The organism is Oceanobacillus neutriphilus, from assembly GCF_014645515.1.
Lineage (GTDB): Bacteria > Bacillota > Bacilli > Bacillales > Amphibacillaceae > Oceanobacillus > Oceanobacillus neutriphilus.
On record NZ_BMLW01000005.1, the window covers coordinates 145,440 to 160,679 of the forward strand.

18 protein-coding genes and 3 pseudogenes are annotated in these 15,240 nt (G+C 35.3%); 6 read left to right on the forward strand and 15 right to left on the reverse strand.

Going from position 1 to position 15,240, the window contains the following annotated elements:
• Window positions 1-48 precede the first annotated feature (48 nt).
• Window positions 49-1,164, forward strand: a pseudogene (locus tag IEX29_RS09720) (IS4 family transposase).
• Between the two features lie 185 nt (window positions 1,165-1,349).
• Here IEX29_RS09720 and IEX29_RS09725 read toward each other — a convergent pair.
• Window positions 1,350-1,901: a cupin domain-containing protein gene (locus IEX29_RS09725; RefSeq protein WP_188734261.1), complete on the reverse strand. Its 552-nt coding sequence runs from the start codon at window positions 1,899-1,901 to the stop codon at window positions 1,350-1,352.
• 197 nt (window positions 1,902-2,098) lie between these two features.
• On the opposite strand from IEX29_RS09725, the gene IEX29_RS09730 reads away from it, so the two are divergent.
• From IEX29_RS09730 to IEX29_RS09740, 3 genes are read left to right on the forward strand one after another with little or no spacing between them, the layout of a single operon-like run.
• Window positions 2,099-2,578: a MarR family transcriptional regulator gene (locus IEX29_RS09730; protein ID WP_188734262.1), complete on the forward strand. Its 480-nt coding sequence runs from the start codon at window positions 2,099-2,101 to the stop codon at window positions 2,576-2,578.
• Between the two features lie 10 nt (window positions 2,579-2,588).
• Window positions 2,589-3,413 (forward strand): alpha/beta fold hydrolase, encoded by an 825-nt coding sequence (locus IEX29_RS09735; protein ID WP_188734263.1) that lies wholly within the window; start codon window positions 2,589-2,591, stop codon window positions 3,411-3,413.
• A gap of 17 nt (window positions 3,414-3,430) precedes the next feature.
• Window positions 3,431-3,787: a DUF6220 domain-containing protein gene (locus tag IEX29_RS09740; protein WP_188734264.1), complete on the forward strand. Its 357-nt coding sequence runs from the start codon at window positions 3,431-3,433 to the stop codon at window positions 3,785-3,787.
• 171 nt (window positions 3,788-3,958) lie between these two features.
• Here IEX29_RS09740 and tnpA read toward each other — a convergent pair.
• A pseudogene (gene tnpA, locus IEX29_RS09745) lies at window positions 3,959-4,359 on the reverse strand (IS200/IS605 family transposase).
• Window positions 4,360-4,692: 333 nt separating this feature from the next.
• On the opposite strand from tnpA, the pseudogene IEX29_RS09750 reads away from it, so the two are divergent.
• A pseudogene (locus IEX29_RS09750) lies at window positions 4,693-4,863 on the forward strand (helix-turn-helix domain-containing protein); the annotation flags it as partial.
• A 182-nt stretch (window positions 4,864-5,045) separates the two neighbouring features.
• Here the strand turns inward: IEX29_RS09750 and IEX29_RS09755 are convergent.
• The 11 genes from IEX29_RS09755 to IEX29_RS09800 all read right to left on the reverse strand — a co-directional run bounded on the left by IEX29_RS09755 (window position 5,046) and on the right by IEX29_RS09800 (window position 12,132).
• Window positions 5,046-5,363: a hypothetical protein gene (locus tag IEX29_RS09755; RefSeq protein ID WP_188734265.1), complete on the reverse strand. Its 318-nt coding sequence runs from the start codon at window positions 5,361-5,363 to the stop codon at window positions 5,046-5,048.
• A 128-nt stretch (window positions 5,364-5,491) separates the two neighbouring features.
• Window positions 5,492-6,076 carry a TetR/AcrR family transcriptional regulator gene (locus IEX29_RS09760; RefSeq protein WP_188734266.1) on the reverse strand — a complete coding sequence of 195 codons (585 nt, stop codon included), beginning with the start codon at window positions 6,074-6,076 and terminating at the stop codon, window positions 5,492-5,494.
• A 119-nt stretch (window positions 6,077-6,195) separates the two neighbouring features.
• The gene (locus IEX29_RS26990) at window positions 6,196-6,321 is read right to left on the reverse strand and encodes a hypothetical protein (protein ID WP_268239036.1); all 126 of its coding nucleotides are present in this window, start codon (window positions 6,319-6,321) and stop codon (window positions 6,196-6,198) included.
• Between the two features lie 316 nt (window positions 6,322-6,637).
• Window positions 6,638-6,889, reverse strand: coding sequence for a hypothetical protein (locus IEX29_RS09770; protein ID WP_188734268.1), 252 nt, complete (start codon window positions 6,887-6,889; stop codon window positions 6,638-6,640).
• Window positions 6,890-6,891: 2 nt separating this feature from the next.
• Window positions 6,892-7,326, reverse strand: coding sequence for an SdpI family protein (locus tag IEX29_RS09775; RefSeq protein ID WP_188734269.1), 435 nt, complete (start codon window positions 7,324-7,326; stop codon window positions 6,892-6,894).
• 272 nt (window positions 7,327-7,598) lie between these two features.
• The gene (locus tag IEX29_RS09780; protein WP_188734270.1) at window positions 7,599-8,798 is read right to left on the reverse strand and encodes an alpha/beta hydrolase fold domain-containing protein; all 1,200 of its coding nucleotides are present in this window, start codon (window positions 8,796-8,798) and stop codon (window positions 7,599-7,601) included.
• Between the two features lie 280 nt (window positions 8,799-9,078).
• Entirely contained in the window at window positions 9,079-9,207 is a 129-nt protein-coding gene (locus tag IEX29_RS26995; protein ID WP_268239037.1) for a hypothetical protein, read from the reverse strand.
• A 99-nt stretch (window positions 9,208-9,306) separates the two neighbouring features.
• Entirely contained in the window at window positions 9,307-9,522 is a 216-nt protein-coding gene (locus IEX29_RS09785) for a hypothetical protein (protein WP_188734271.1), read from the reverse strand.
• A gap of 28 nt (window positions 9,523-9,550) precedes the next feature.
• Window positions 9,551-9,946, reverse strand: coding sequence for a MerR family transcriptional regulator (locus IEX29_RS09790; protein ID WP_188734272.1), 396 nt, complete (start codon window positions 9,944-9,946; stop codon window positions 9,551-9,553).
• Between the two features lie 111 nt (window positions 9,947-10,057).
• Window positions 10,058-10,804: an SDR family oxidoreductase gene (locus tag IEX29_RS09795; protein WP_188734273.1), complete on the reverse strand. Its 747-nt coding sequence runs from the start codon at window positions 10,802-10,804 to the stop codon at window positions 10,058-10,060.
• Between the two features lie 146 nt (window positions 10,805-10,950).
• Window positions 10,951-12,132, reverse strand: a complete 1,182-nt coding sequence (locus IEX29_RS09800) for an MFS transporter (RefSeq protein WP_188734274.1) — start codon at window positions 12,130-12,132, stop codon at window positions 10,951-10,953.
• Between the two features lie 100 nt (window positions 12,133-12,232).
• On the opposite strand from IEX29_RS09800, the gene IEX29_RS09805 reads away from it, so the two are divergent.
• Complete coding sequence (locus IEX29_RS09805; protein ID WP_188734275.1) at window positions 12,233-13,102, forward strand: LysR family transcriptional regulator; 870 nt, start codon at window positions 12,233-12,235, stop codon at window positions 13,100-13,102.
• Between the two features lie 121 nt (window positions 13,103-13,223).
• On the opposite strand, the gene IEX29_RS09810 is transcribed toward IEX29_RS09805, so the two are convergent.
• Together IEX29_RS09810 and IEX29_RS27120 are read right to left on the reverse strand one after the other, a co-directional pair.
• Window positions 13,224-14,666 carry an MDR family MFS transporter gene (locus tag IEX29_RS09810; RefSeq protein ID WP_188734276.1) on the reverse strand — a complete coding sequence of 481 codons (1,443 nt, stop codon included), beginning with the start codon at window positions 14,664-14,666 and terminating at the stop codon, window positions 13,224-13,226.
• 207 nt (window positions 14,667-14,873) lie between these two features.
• Window positions 14,874-15,011: an RAxF-45 family protein gene (locus IEX29_RS27120; RefSeq protein ID WP_308423638.1), complete on the reverse strand. Its 138-nt coding sequence runs from the start codon at window positions 15,009-15,011 to the stop codon at window positions 14,874-14,876.
• Between the last annotated feature and the right edge of the window lie 229 nt (window positions 15,012-15,240).

Here is a 15,240-nt window from a genome sequence, read left to right on the forward strand (position 1 = left end):
AATTGGTCAGGTGAATTTCTGTCCAAATCCAATATAAAGGAAACACTTATGGACAAGCATACACGAAAAAATGCATTTGGTAAATGGTTTGCACCAATAAATTTAAAAAACTTTCTGAACAAGTAACGATTCATCAACAAGATACCTATACAAAAAAACTGACGACAGAAGCCTATTTGAAGTTGATGCTTTATGCTCAGGTACATGAAACAGAAGGACTCCAAGCTCTAAGTGATGCGCTTTTGGATGCTGATTTCCAGAAAGCGAGTGGAATCGAAAGCATTAGTGCTTCCCAGCTTTCACGCAAAAATAATGAAATCAATCCTTCTATCTTAGCGACGCTATTTTTAGATTTGGTTTACCAGATCAAAAGCTATGAAAACAAAGCTGTGAAAGGACTTCCTTTAAAGATTATTGATTCCAGTACATTGCCTCTCAACCTGACCCGTTATAAGTGGGCAAAATTCCGTAAAACCAAAGCAGGAGTCAAGTTACACTTGCGTTTGGTTTTTATGAACAAGGATACGGTATATCCAGAAAAAGCTATGATAACACCAGCGAAGGAACATGACCGTAATCAACTAGGAAGTACTGGTGGATGATAAGGAAGCCGTGTACGTCTTTGATCGTGGCTATATGGATTATGAACGTTTTGACCGAATGACAGACGATGGTTACTTTTTCGTATCCAGACTCAAGAAAAATTCGGTCACACGAGAAGTTCACACTTTTTCCGTTCCTCCAAAATCCAACGTGTTATCCGATCAAATGGTTTATATCGGATCCACACAAAAGCGTTGTGAAAATGTGTTTCGTCTCCTCGAAGTAACCGATACGAAAGGAAATCTATTACAATTAATCACCAATCGGTTTGATTTAGAACCGGAGGAAATAAGCAACATTTATCGGTCACGCTGGGCGATTGAACTTTTTTTCAAATGGTTGAAACAGCACGTCAAAATCAAGCATTTTTATGGAATGAGTGAAACAGCTTTACAAAACCAAATCTATCTGGCACTTATCACCTATTGCTTACATGTACTCATTCAATTAGAAACACAGAGCGAAAAGAAATTACTTCGTATCGTTCGCTGGTTCAAGGCAGCTTTATGGAAACCAGCTTATCTATGGCTGCGTCGTTTTGAAAAGAAAACCGTCCCTTGATAAAGAGAAGGGAACAGGGAATCACAGGAATATTGGTATAAATGTATATATTTCCCAAATGGACAGTATCACCTTTATTAGGTCGTTGATTTTTTGGCGAAAATTACTATAAAATAATTTACTGAATATTCTTATTATATTTATGCAACGCTAGTGTAACTATACTTATTAATAATAATATTTCTTCATATTTTATAACCCAGTCTTCCAGCTGTTTTAGCTAATCCTCCAAGTATATATTTCTGGATAAATCGTGGCGGACCCTCAAGATAACCGTCAATACATTCCCAAGCTACTCCAAGCCAAAGCGGATTACGCGGGATCCCTTTTTTAGTTAACTTCCCTTCACTCTCCAATTTGTGCATCAGGACGAACATTTTCCAATGCAGTCCTGGGGGTCGAATTTCGTGAATGACCACAAGATTTCCTTGGCTTACATTCCAAAATTGATGAACTTGATTGGGATAAACCGTAATTTCTTCGCCTTCCACAAGCATTAATTCTTGACCGTCTACTACAAAACGCATATTTCCTTCCAGAATTTTAAACGTTTCTTTCAGCTTCGGATGAGAGTGCGGTCCATTGACTGTTCCTTGCTGTGTCATTTGGTGCTTCAATGTAATATATTCTCCATCCTCATCTTGCCCTTCTTCCAAAAAAGTAACCGTTCTTCCATCCTGATGAACTAATTCCTTACCAATTTCAACAGTGTCTTTGACTTTAAATTGTTGTTCCATTTTCCTTTCCCTCCTATTTTTGATTGGTTGGACACAAGAAAGCAATGGCTGTCTGCAAACGTATTAAATGTCAAAATAACTATTGCTTTACCATAAAAAATGATTTTTATTATTATAACATTTTTTGTTGAATCAGGAAACAATCTATAGTATTATTGTTTACCAAGGAAACAATATGACTAAAAGGAGAGATATCATTGCATTCTGATAAAGATTTAAGCTTTATTTTTGATCGTGTTATAGAACGTCATACTATTATAAATAAAACGATTGAGATGAATTACCCGTTCATGCAAGAAAATACGTATTCAGAAGTTCGTGTAATAGAATTGATTGAGCTTTCTAAAGAGCCAATGAATGTATCAAAATTAGCTGAAAAGATGAATTTGACACGAGGAGCAATCAGTAAAATCACAAAAAAACTAATACAAAACAATTGTATAGAGAAATATCAAATGGAGTCTAATAAGAAAGAAATTTATTACAGGCTTGCTGCCAAAGGATATGAAATTCACAAACAGCATATGAATATGCATGAAAAAAGACTAGAAAGAGATATACACTATTTTGCTGATTTATCACCAGAAGAGAAAGAAATGTTAAAACCTATTTTGGAGAAAATCTACAAAAAAATCGCAAAAAAATTAAAGGAATTAGATTTGGAAGATTATATTTAGGAGTGAAAGTATGACAGAATCTGAAGTTATTCAAGGTTTTGCTGAAAATAATGGAGTAGAGTTGTATTACGAGACAAGAGGTCATGGTGAACCATTAATATGTGTATCTGGCGGTGGAGGCGACGCTGGCTTTTTTACTAAATTGGCAAATTATTTAAAGGATTCATTCACTGTAATCACTTATGATCGGCGTGGTTATTCAAGAAGCACAAGACCGCAAGCAAATAATTTTAACATTCAAGATCACGTTGCGGATATTAAAGCCGTACTGCATGCGAACGGCTATGAACGTGCCTGCATTGTAGGTAACAGTGCTGGGGCCATTATAGCTTTAGAAACAGCTGTACGTATGCCGGAGATTATTAAAAAAGTAATTATTCATGAACCTCCCGTCGTAAATGTTTTACAAAATAGAAAAAAGTATCTTCGCCTTATGACAAAAACTTACAATATAGGCTTACGGTATGGCAGCAATCTCGCTAGTAACTGGTTTAATTTCTCGTTATCGCTACCCTTTAGTGTATTTAAACATATACCTAAAGATTTCCAGGAAAGAATGACTCAATATAAAAATAACGAGCAGTTGATTTTCATAGAGTTATTAGGACTTTCCCGATACGTACCTGATTACAAAAAAATCATGGACCATAATGTCGATATCTATTTAGCATCAGGAAAAAGAACAATGAAAAAAAAGAAATATTACGGTGTTACTTCACCAATCATAGCAAAAAATCTAAAATGCCCTTTTATTGTATTCCCAGGTCATCATCTGTCTTTTTTGGACCAAACCGAACTATGGGGCAACAAATTAAAGCAAACTTTACTCGATTAAAAGGAAGGATTGTTATTATGAAAAATATCTGTCAAAACCTGTACTTAGGATTAGCTTGCTTAGCATTTCTTTGTATCTTGATTCAAGTATATTTTGCAGGGATTGCTTTGTTTCAGGATTATACGTATTGGAATATCCACAAAGCCTTTTCATTATTTAAATATATTTATCTTGCTATGTTTATTGTAGGGCTATTAGGAAAAATGCCAAAAAGTCTTACTTGGTACGCACTCATTTTATTTGCTGTTGCTAATCTACAATATTACACTGCTCATGGATTCCTTGCTTCTTTCCATGTTATTCTGCCTTTTGTCATTTTCAGCTTGAATTTCATCATAATAAGAAATACTTTAAAACTTGTAAAAAGAAAGTAATTCTTAATAAATTTTTATTTCATGAAAAAGATGTTTTATTAAGGGATAAGTCAGCAACCACCATTTGAAATGGTGGTTTGACAACAGCCCTATAAGAGCATTTTACCTGCTACGCCTTAAAGGCGGGTATTGCAAGCACTCTTACCAGCGTACCTCTAAAAGAGGTTTCTTTTATCTTTGTTCTGTCTTTTTATCTTCCTCTTGTTGCTCTTGGATATATTCTTTAATTGCTTCTTCTGTGATATTTCCTACTGTCGAAACATAATATCCTCTTGCCCACTTACTTCCAAACTGTGGATGTTTATCAAATATCATCAAAGCGCTTTTTCCTTTTAAGTAGCCTACAAATTCAGATACACTTTGTTTTGGTGGGGTACCTACACACAAATGAACATGATCTGAACATACTGCTCCTGCTACGATTTCGATATTTTTATACGCACATATTTTTTTAATATTTCTCTCACATCATTTCTTACTTGACCGTACATTATCTTTCTCCTGTACTTCGGGATAAATACAATGTGATATTGGCATTTCCATTTTGTATGTGATAAGCTTGAACTATTAATATTACCGCCTCCTATGCTAGACTGATATTGGCTTGCGACACCATTATCAGTCTAGCATAGGAGGCTTTTTTTGTTCGGTGTATCACTACTGCTTACTCAATTCTCCCCCAGCATAGCTGGGATTAAGTTTTTCATTTAAACCGTCATCTGAAAAAGAAAAGAACATTTTAACTCATGAAAAGGATACTATCAGATAACGGTTTTTAATTATAATCTATAAGTAACTTTTCTTTAAATAACATTCATAATATGAATTTATTAACCACATAGTACATTTTTCTATTCCTGTTTCTCATTTAATAGGAACAGTAAAATGTATAGAGATGGTTTATTATGCGGAAAAAAGAGGATAAATATGACTTTAGACCGTTCGGACTTGCGATAAAAGAAGCCCGTATAAAACAAGGTTTAACCCGAGAACAAGTAGGAACAATGATAGAGATTGACCCACGATATTTAACGAATATTGAGAATAAGGGGCAGCACCAAAGTTTACAGGTGCTTAGGAACAAGGAAGCCGTATATGGTTCCCTTTGGAATCCTTAGATTCACATTATCCACGATACATATTTTTCTGAATTTTTCCACAAGGTCTGTGGCTTCAATAACCAATTCTGCAGAAGATATGGATGGTTTGTTTCTTAACAAATCCCTCACCTCATTTTTTATACTTCTATTAGCCTTCATCATTTAAGAACAAGACTGATTAACCATGTTACAAGAGCAGCCGTAACTACATAACTGATAATAGACATTCCCATCCCCATTGCTGCTTGCCAAATATAGAGGATCAACAGCAAGGCTGTAACAAGAATAGCTGCTATAATTAGAAAGGCAGCTGCTTTGCATATAGCCAATCCAATAGCAATCGCCACCATTCCACTCGCTGCAAAACTTAGAAAATCAAGTCCTAACCATTGGTTCATCGGAAACTCAAAGAGCCCCCAAAGTATAATAACAACACCTATAACCACAAAAGACCAGCCTAGAATTTGTAAACCCATTGTACGACCACCTTTCTGTTGAGTTATTTTTTCAGATTGATTACTCATTATTTTTCCTCCTTTAGTGAATGAATATTTTTATAATTCATTCATTTATAGTAAAAGTACACCACTAAATAAAGTGGTGTTTATGTTTCCGTGCTTAAACCATCAACAATCATTTCAGCCAATAGTTCCAACACTTGCGGATAATGCTGACTTCCAATATCTTCTTTACGGTTGTCGACGACGACCAATGCATTAAACAATGCAATAATGGTGTCCAGTTCAATATCCTTTCGAAATTGACCAGTTTCTCTCCAACGCTTAATGTTCTCGATTAGAAAACTGTACACATAACTATTCTGCCAAATATCAGGCTCTTGAATATGTTCCATAATGATCTGGCTGATTTCCGTATTCCGATACCATTCAGATAAAATTGGATTCTCTTCACTTGTTTGAATCATGGATTTTAGAAATTGATTAATCACCTCCTTGGGAGATTGATCAAGATTAATTTGCGAGACAATCAAACGTTTCGCCCTTTCATTTTCAGCCTGATACACTTCAAAAAAAATTTGTTCCTTAGATGCAAAATATTTATAAAATGTACCAACCGCTACTTCAGCGCGTTCTGTAATTGCAGCTACGTTTGTCTTTTTAAATCCTTGCTCCAAAAACAGGTTACGAGCAGATTCAAAAAGACGTTGTCGTTTATCCAACTGTTCCATCTATTGCACCTCTTATTTGTGAATGAATTTATTTTTTATTCATTCAAAATTATATATCACATAAAATGAATTGTCAAATATTTTATTCACTTTCACCAAAATATAGTGGGTTGCTCACTTTATGAAATGATGCCATACCGCTCTACCTTGGGACCAATTAAACCTATACACTCTCCTGCACGAATGTCGAAAGAAAAATCATGAATGACATCCTTTTTCTTAAACCTTTTTTTAATACTTTTCATCACTAATTCCATTTGTTATCAACCAACCTTTCTGTCAAGCGTTAAATATAATACTGGTCCTTTTATGTGAAAACATAATGATAATCCTAATTATTTTATTCTCCCGTTATTCTCGCTGTCTATACATATCATTAAATGCAATTAGTTCAAGAACCATACTCACTACAATAAATGGAATAATCATGGGTAAAACGATACGCCAATCAACAGCTTGCACTTCTTATATTATGGAATTCATCATATACCTCCTGAATTTCATTAAATGAACTACATATCTTCATTTGAATTACAAGCCTCTCATTAACATCTTAATTAATTATATTATATTTTTCTTTAAGCGAGTAACCACAATAAATGAAATTATAGCTAAAACCAGCACAATGATTATCATTCCAACAATCGAATAAATATCTGGAAGAAAAGCAGTTAATCCAATAGCTATCCCGCCAAAAATAAGAATACGAGATACGAAAGAGCCCATTTCCTTTTGCAAACGTGAGTTTTCACTACTTGTTCCTATACCGAGCAAATATAGTTCTGATAAGAAGTTTAAACCTAATAATTTCATTTTTAATGCTGAAAAATAACTTCTTTTGGTTTTTCTTTATCATGTGGGGCTTCTTTTTGAATCTTACTCCGCTGAATACGTGGAAAATAATTTCCTAAGATAATGAAATAAATACCCAATACAATAGCGACAAAACTCGTTACATCTAAAGAAACATCTAAATCTAATGGCATTAACAACATAAAAGTATGCAATGCTAACAAAAGAAATATTATAAATATAAGTAATACATTTAAGACACTTTTTAATCGTTGTACATCTAAATACTTGCGTCCGACTAAAGAAGCCAATTGAAACATGCAAAAAATAAATAACATAAGGGTTGGAATAATAACCACAATCACTCCTTTTTGAGATACCCAATCTACATCACTATATGATTCTAAACGAACTGGTAATTTTGGATAAGCCCATAGGCTAACGATGGCAGCTGCCAAAATTAAAATTATCTTTTATTGTTCTTCCCTTTTCTAGGATATTTCGTCGTATCAAGACTCATCCAAACGTAGTAAATTAGTGGTAAGATGGGTTAACTAATATTTGAATAACATTTGTAAATCCAGTGTTTATACGGATAATCTGATTTTTACACTTTTTTTATTTTTTAAAAAGAGCAATTATGAAATTCATTCAATTGAAAGAATTTGTATAACTCCTTCACTTAGTTACTTTTATCACTAGTTTGTAGCTTTCCCTTTCCCAATAAATACTAGTTATATTTATTTAAAAATTCTTCTATTTTTTGTTTTGTTGCTTGCGTAGCTATACCCTTCCAGTTAGTGTCATAACTATGATCAGAAAATGGAAAATAGTAAGCTTGATTGTCTACCTTATTTTCATCAAGTTTTTCATGCAATATCTCGATCTGTTCTTCAGGAACCACTTTGTCTTTTTGACCGACAAAAGAAATGGTTGGTGCAGACGTTTCATTTACATACTGAACAGGAGACATTTGCTGATAACGCTGTTTGATTTCTTCTGTTTTCGGCGGCTCATCCAAGAGTTGTTCAAGCAGCGGATGAACAAATTCTTTACTGCTATTTTCATCATAGAGTCGTAATAAATCCGATGGCCCATATAGATTAATAATAGAATTTATCTCCACTGTGGAATCAGAATCCGTTTCTCTGGGAATAAGGCTGTTTCCCTTTAATTCCGTATACCCCGTTAATAATGCGAGATGGCCCCCGGCAGAAGATCCGATTAAATTAATTCTGTCTACATCTAGCTGATACTCATCTGCATGTTCGACAATCCAGTCTAACGCTGCATGTGTATCTGAAATTTGTGTTTGCCACATGCCGGGCCCATTTTGACTGTATTCTATATTAAATACAACATACCCTTTCGAATTAAACCACTTACTCCATGAGGAAACCTCACTTTTATCTCCACCGCTCCATCCGCCGCCATGAATATTTACGATAACAGGACGCTGTTTATTATTAACCTTCGTATCCCATACATCCAGTAATAAATTTTCATCTTCCGAAGTTTTATAAACAACATCTTCTTCTAAATCGGAATGCGTATCTGTACCAGAAAAATTGAATGTATAGTTATCCATAAACGCCGTTTCTGTGTCAATGCGGCCTGCATAATGTTGGTTTTGAAGCCCGGAAAGAAGTGCTATTCCTAAAAATGAAATACAGACGACCGCCCAAATTATTTTTAAAAATAATGCGGATTTCTTCCAAATAAGAAGGAGGAAAATAATAAAAGCCGCTACACCTAAAATGAATAATGCTAAAGGGAATGTAAGCAAATAAAATGCGATCTGCCCTGAATAGGTACCATATCCACTAGCAGAAAAGGAACGCCAAAGTAAAACAATGGTGCCTGTTAGTACTAGTAGACTAGCAAGGATACTAATTTTGTTGAAGATAGATTTAAATTTTGTAAGTGTCATTTCGATTCTCTCTTTCATTCGTTTATCTGGATAGCAATACCCCGAATAGAGTTTTTTGAAACTAATACCTGTCCCCCAAACCACTTTAAATACGCTAATGTTCACTTTTTAGTTGTGCTAAGTTGTGATTTTTGTCTGGTAAGATTATTTACCTTTTGCATTAACATCACAGGAAAATATATTTTGCAGATAAAACACAAAAAATGCAGTCAACTTGTCTAAGTTTGAACTGCATAAAATTATTTGTATTAAATAGCTAGTTGTGAATACAAATTGAAATTTAACGGCGATAGTTCTTTTTCCGCAGAATTACTGGGGTAACTGTTCCAACATAGAATGACTGAGGCTCACCGACTATCTCCCCGCCCATTTTACATACTATATTTGCCGTTACTTCTCTTGCCTCCATGTAGATTTCATCGATTCCATGGGTAAACAAATCATCAAAGGATAATTGTGCTATTCTACTGCCAATACGATTTCCTCTGTAATCAGGATCTGTAACAAATCACCCCCAGTGTACAACATTATCCTCTTCCCATGCAGCAACAGCACCTATAACCATATCATTGAACACAGCACACCAACATTGTGGTTTTTTTGCCAAAAATTCTGATATGGCTTCTGAGGGTATTTTTTGTTCCCCATTAAATATTTTTGTCTGCAAATCTAAAATTTGGGGTAGATCTTTTTCCATTGCTTTACGAAATACTATATTTTCCAAATAATATACCCCTTCCACTTTAAAATAACTAACAAAGTTTTTGTTTATTTAAACTTGTGAGATCCATATTCTCAAGCTGTTTTAAATGGTTAATTTTAATGGCTACCATTTCCTCTGTTTTCTTTAATTCTTTCTGTTGCTCCTGAAGCTTTTTCTGGTGTGCTTCTAAAATATCAATCCGTTCGGATAAGACCTCTTTATCTCCTTTTGATAAGTTCATCATTTCTTTCAAGTCAGCGATGGAAACATTTGTGTCACGTAAGCAGGAAATCACTTCAATCCATGACAAATCTTCATCATTATAAATTCGATAACCATTTGTATCCCGCTTCACATAAGGTAAAAGTTTCTCTTCTTCGTAATAACGTAAAGTATGCGGAGCAAGCTTTGCCTTTGCAGCTGCCTCTTTTATAGTATAGGTCATGCTATCTTCTCCCTTTATTTATCATTTTAGCGTCATATTCTTTGATTGTATCTTAGACCATCCATGCCTAAGATACAATCATTTGATACTTCCACTTAGTAACAGGAGAAATTAAAAAGCTTTTTGAATCGTAGGTCTGACGATGATTTCATTCGTAGAAACTTCAGCCGGTTCATTTACAGAATAAGCAATGGCTTTTGCGATACTCTCTGGCTGCAGCCACACTTTACTCACCATTCCTTTTACAGCATCCTTTGTTTCTGCATGGGTTATTCCATTTGTTATTTCTGATTGAACTGCACCAGGAGAAATAATCGTGGTACGAATATTATTTTCACATTCTTCCTGTCTAAGCCCCTCTGTAATAGCTTTCACAGCAAATTTAGTTCCAGCATAGACTGCTGCATTCTCCACGACAACATGCGCTAACGCAGAAGCAACATTAATAATCTGCCCTTTTTTATTCTCCCTCATAGTTGGAAGAACGGCGGATATACCATACAAAACTCCTTTGATATTAATATCGATCATTTGATCCCATTCATCCACTTTCCGTGCATGTAATGGAGAAACTGGCATAATACCTGCATTGTTAATAAGAACATCAATCGTCCCAAATTCGTCTAAAGCTAACTGAGCTAATTCCTGCACTTGTTTCCTTGAAGTAACATCCGTTATTTTGTAAAAAGCTGTGCCTCCTGCTTCTTCAATTGCCTGTTTTATACTACTTAACCTTTCTTCACGTCTGGCTCCTAAAACTACCTTGGCACCGTGCTTTGCCAGTAATTTAGCTGTACTTTCCCCGATTCCGCTGCTGGTACCGGTTATGATAACTACTTTGTCTTGGATATTTTCCATGAAGATTCATCCTCCTTAGTATTAGCTTGTATATCAAAGCTATAGATTGGAGTATAAACCTTCAAGTGAACCTGAAGGCAAGAGATTTTTGTGAAATGACTGATATCTCAAAATGAATTGATAGCTAAGTTTATATTTGATTCGTATTATTTTAATGAAACTTGGTCTCTTATTGTTTTATCTAAATAAAAAGACCGTCTAATAAAAATAAGTGCAACAACCACAAACAACCCGGCAATCCAGCTTAAATTCACAATGTCCATATACTGAATAATAATTCCTCCTAAAGCAGAACCAAACATCATTCCCACATTCATTAATGCAGTATTAAAACTGAGTACTGTTTCAGATGATTGCGGCTTTAAGGAAACTAAATAAAACTGTTTTGCCGGTGTTGTTGTCCAAGTTGCTACTCCCCAAACAGCTAAGGTGATAAATACACCTACTGTTGAGTATTGGGTGAACGCCAGTACAAATAAAGCAGCAATATGAATACATAAACTTAAAGATATGGTTCGATTTGGCCCCCACTTGTCTACTGCATATCCTCCAAAACGTGATCCGATAAAAGCAAAGGTGCCTAAAACAAATAAGGCGATACTTGTCATTCTTATAGAAAAACCAGCTGTATTACTTAATAATGGAGCGATGTACGCGAACACCATGGTATATCCTAAGATCCAAAAAATCGTGGTCATTAATCCAGTAAGAACCCGCTTGTCTTTAATAATTTGCAGCTGTTGCTTAAACGGCAGTGATGGGTTCCCTTTGATAGCTGGCAATAACTTATAAAGTCCTGCTAACAGAAGAACTGTACCAAGTGCAATAATAAGAAAAACGTAATGCCAATCAACATAACCGGCTAAAAATGTTCCTATTGGCACGCCAAGTACCAAGGAAATTGTAAATCCGGTAAGAACGGTTGCCATGGCGCTTCCCTTTCTTTTAGGAGCTGCAATTTGAGCCGCATAGTTGGTAGCTACAACAATAAATAGCCCCCCACTCATTGCCTGAATCACTCTGGCTACCATAAGAACGATAAAGTTATAGCTGAAAAATGCCAGCAGATTCCCTAGAATAACCGTAAAAATGGCAAATAAAAGTACTTTTTTACGGTCAAATTTAGAAGTTAACATGACCAATACCAAGGCTCCGATGGCATAAGATAGAGAATAAATCGTAATCAACTGACCGGCTGTTGAAATAGACACGTCTAAATCAGAAGAAATCAGTTCTAGTATTCCAGAAACAACAAACTCTCCTGTTCCTGTTACAAATGCTCCCAAAGCTAAAAGTATAATTGTAAATTGATTCTTCCTGTTTTTCATTTTGTAAGTTTCTCCCTTCTTTGAACATTGTTTTTATTGTAAGTCTCGTGTTAACATAAGTAAAACTCGATTTTTTAATGAAGGAGATGAGTAATAACTCATGAGCATTGTTCGCTTTGAAATCATTGCAAAGGTAGTTGAGCTGGGAAGCTTTACAGCCACTGCAGAAAAACTAAATATGACGCAATCAGCAGTAAGCCACGCTGTAGCCAGTCTGGAGTCTGAATTGGGCGCTTCTTTGTTAATCCGTGACCGTAGAAGAGGAATTACGCTTACAGAGGCTGGTCAAAAAGTTCTTCCTCATATTAGAGAAATATTAAAAAGGATGGAAAGCATCCATCAGGAAGTTGCATTAGCAGCCAATTTAGAAACTGGAATGATTCGTGTCGGTACTTTTGCAAGTGCTTCTTCCTGTTTGTTGCCAAAATTGCTCGCAAAGTTTCAGAAAAAACATCCTAAAATAGAATTTACGTTTTATGAAGGAACCTATGAAGAAATTATCGATTGGTTGCGTTCAGGAATTATCGACATCGGCTTTGTTGTAAAAGGAAAGTCACATACAGATTTTGATTTGGTTCCTTTGATAAAAGACAATATGGTAGTGGCTTATCATCCGGAACACCCCTTCCGCTCAAAAGAAATAGTAGATATGAATGATTTAGCAAACCAGCCTTTTATTATGCCAACAGGAATGTATCAATCTCATGTAGAAGAGTTGTTTGAAGAAGCACAAATAAAACCTCCTATCCGATTTGAAGTACATGATTGTACAACGATCGCTAATATGGTACAGGAAGGGCTCGGTATTACGATTGGTCCAGAATTATTTTTAAAGACACAGCAGAATATAAAAATCAACAGCTTGAATATTAAAAACACACGTGAGGTTACACTTGCCTGCCAATCTATTGAAAATGCTTCACCTGCAGTAAAGGAATTCTTGCGTGTAGCGAAAGATGTTTTTGAATGAAGACAAAATGTTTTTGATATTTATGGAATGGTATAAACACAAAAAGAAGCTACCTTCAAATGGAAATGAAGATAGCTTCTTTTATCTCGCTGGAGAAAGACTATTGTTGCGAATTAATTACTTACTCCTCATTAAGCGGTATAGCTCGTCTTATAAATAGTGAAAATATCAAACCCGCTAAAGCAATACAACTACCCACTTTAAAAGCAAACTGTATCCCGGCAACAACTGTATCTGCCTGCCCCACGGCGAATCCAAAACTGTTCGCTCCCCTTAAGTGAAGGTTTTGCCCTGCATTCATTATTGTTACATAAAAGGCTATACCAGTCGCACCTGCAATCTGCTGTAATGTATTGAAAATAGCAGTACCGTGTGAATAATATTTAGCAGGCAGCTGATTTAATCCATTTGTCTGTGCCGGCATGATAATCATGGCAATAGCAATCATCACTAACGTGTAGAGCAGTATAAACATAAGTGTCGAAGTTGCAGTGTTTACTTTGGTGAATAATTGTAAACCAATCACTAACAAAATCATTCCTGGTATCACTAATATTCTCGGACCGAATGTATCAAATATCCGACCTATAAATGGAGAGATAGCACCATTTATAATAGCACCCGGCAATAAAATAAGACCGGCAGCAACTGCACTGATACCAAGTGCAGTCTCGAAAAGGAACGGAAGTAAAATGATCGTTGAAAATTGTGTCATCATGCCGATAAATAGGAGAAGAGAAGCCAATGAAAACATAGGATGTCTAAACGTCCGCATCTCAAGCATGGGCGTCACTGATTTTAATTGTCTCCATACAAAACCTGAAAGACTTACAAGACCAACACAAAGTGAAATATATACACTTGGATGCAGCCAGCTTACAGATTCGTCACCGGCAAAACTAAGTCCAAAAACAATGCCGCCAAACCCGATAATGGAAAGAAGAATAGAAAGAATATCTATTTTTGGCTTTGTAACAGTTGTCACGTTATCTAATACGAATATGGAGGCAATCAATACAGGCAAGATAAGTGGCAGCATCATGAAAAAGAGCCATCTCCAGTTCAAAAACTCTAATATGACTCCTGAGAGTGGCGGTCCTACAGCTGGGGCAACCATGATGACTAAGCCAATAAATCCCATAACCGTACCTCTTTTTTTCACAGGATAGAGCATAAGCAAGGTGTGCATCATTAATGGAAGTAACAGAGCAGTACCCATAGCCTGAAAGAATCTCCCAATAAATAAATATGGCAAAGCAGCAGCTAAACCAGAAACAAGACTTCCTAGAGAAAATACAACAAGAGATCCAATAAATAATTGTCTTGTTGTAAACCACTGAATCATCAGAGAAGACACAGGAATAAATACTCCCATGATCAACATATATCCTGTAACCACCCATTGGACAGTCGAAGGTGCAGCATCCATCTCGTGTACGAGTACAGGAATCGCTAAATTTAAAAGTGTTTCATTTAAAAGGGTGAAGAACACTCCAGTTAATAGAATAATCATGATTAAAAATCTTTTTTCTTTTGGTATCTCTTTAGAAATATTTTTTGTCATATAAACCAACCTTTTTGTCACAATATATTTTCAAATCGTGTTGTCAACTCTAAAAATTGTGTTTTATGACGTATGACCTTTTAATCAACAAAAAAGCCATGAGGAAATATACTCCCCATAGCTTCATTTCAAATTTAGCAAGCAAAAAGAAGAGCATGAAAAGCTCTTCTTAAACCAAATTTATATCATGATGGATAAGAGGTGTTTTCACTGTTTTTGTTCCCCTATCAAGTTGTTAAAAAAGGACACACGTATCCCATTAACAACTGAAGCAACAAACTTTGCACGATTTAAAAACAGATATTCCGTCCAAAATTCATGCGTAAAAACAGTGAGATTTAACATCTCTTTCCACCTCCTTTTCCGTATATTCTATTTTATAGTGTAAAAGTTTCAAAATAATTTTTCAAGACATAAATACTATTTTAATAATTCATATTATAATTTAGACTTTGATTCCCCTGGAAATCTTTGATTTTAAGTTGAGTACTTAACCAGCCTTTCGTTATTCATCATACTACTTTAAATACTCTAATGCTGGCCTCATTTATAATTTTCCTAAGTTGTGGTCTGC

Excerpts from the sequence above, each read along its gene's own strand:
- IEX29_RS09725 (WP_188734261.1), bottom strand. The coding sequence starts at position 1,901 with ATGGAACAACAATTTAAAGTCAAAGACACTGTTGAAATTGGTAAGGAA.
- IEX29_RS09735 (WP_188734263.1), top strand. The coding sequence starts at position 2,589 with ATGACAGAATCTGAAGTTATTCAAGGTTTTGCTGAAAATAATGGAGTA.
- IEX29_RS09740 (WP_188734264.1), top strand. The coding sequence starts at position 3,431 with ATGAAAAATATCTGTCAAAACCTGTACTTAGGATTAGCTTGCTTAGCA.
- IEX29_RS09755 (WP_188734265.1), bottom strand. The coding sequence starts at position 5,363 with ATGGGTTTACAAATTCTAGGCTGGTCTTTTGTGGTTATAGGTGTTGTT.
- IEX29_RS09760 (WP_188734266.1), bottom strand. The coding sequence starts at position 6,076 with ATGGAACAGTTGGATAAACGACAACGTCTTTTTGAATCTGCTCGTAAC.
- IEX29_RS26990 (WP_268239036.1), bottom strand. The coding sequence starts at position 6,321 with ATGAAAAGTATTAAAAAAAGGTTTAAGAAAAAGGATGTCATTCATGAT.
- IEX29_RS09770 (WP_188734268.1), bottom strand. The coding sequence starts at position 6,889 with ATGAAATTATTAGGTTTAAACTTCTTATCAGAACTATATTTGCTCGGT.
- IEX29_RS09780 (WP_188734270.1), bottom strand. The coding sequence starts at position 8,798 with ATGACACTTACAAAATTTAAATCTATCTTCAACAAAATTAGTATCCTT.
- IEX29_RS26995 (WP_268239037.1), bottom strand. The coding sequence starts at position 9,207 with ATGGAGGCAAGAGAAGTAACGGCAAATATAGTATGTAAAATGGGCGGG.
- IEX29_RS09790 (WP_188734272.1), bottom strand. The coding sequence starts at position 9,946 with ATGACCTATACTATAAAAGAGGCAGCTGCAAAGGCAAAGCTTGCTCCG.
- IEX29_RS09795 (WP_188734273.1), bottom strand. The coding sequence starts at position 10,804 with ATGGAAAATATCCAAGACAAAGTAGTTATCATAACCGGTACCAGCAGC.
- IEX29_RS09800 (WP_188734274.1), bottom strand. The coding sequence starts at position 12,132 with ATGAAAAACAGGAAGAATCAATTTACAATTATACTTTTAGCTTTGGGA.
- IEX29_RS09805 (WP_188734275.1), top strand. The coding sequence starts at position 12,233 with ATGAGCATTGTTCGCTTTGAAATCATTGCAAAGGTAGTTGAGCTGGGA.
- IEX29_RS09810 (WP_188734276.1), bottom strand. The coding sequence starts at position 14,666 with ATGACAAAAAATATTTCTAAAGAGATACCAAAAGAAAAAAGATTTTTA.
- IEX29_RS27120 (WP_308423638.1), bottom strand. The coding sequence starts at position 15,011 with ATGTTAAATCTCACTGTTTTTACGCATGAATTTTGGACGGAATATCTG.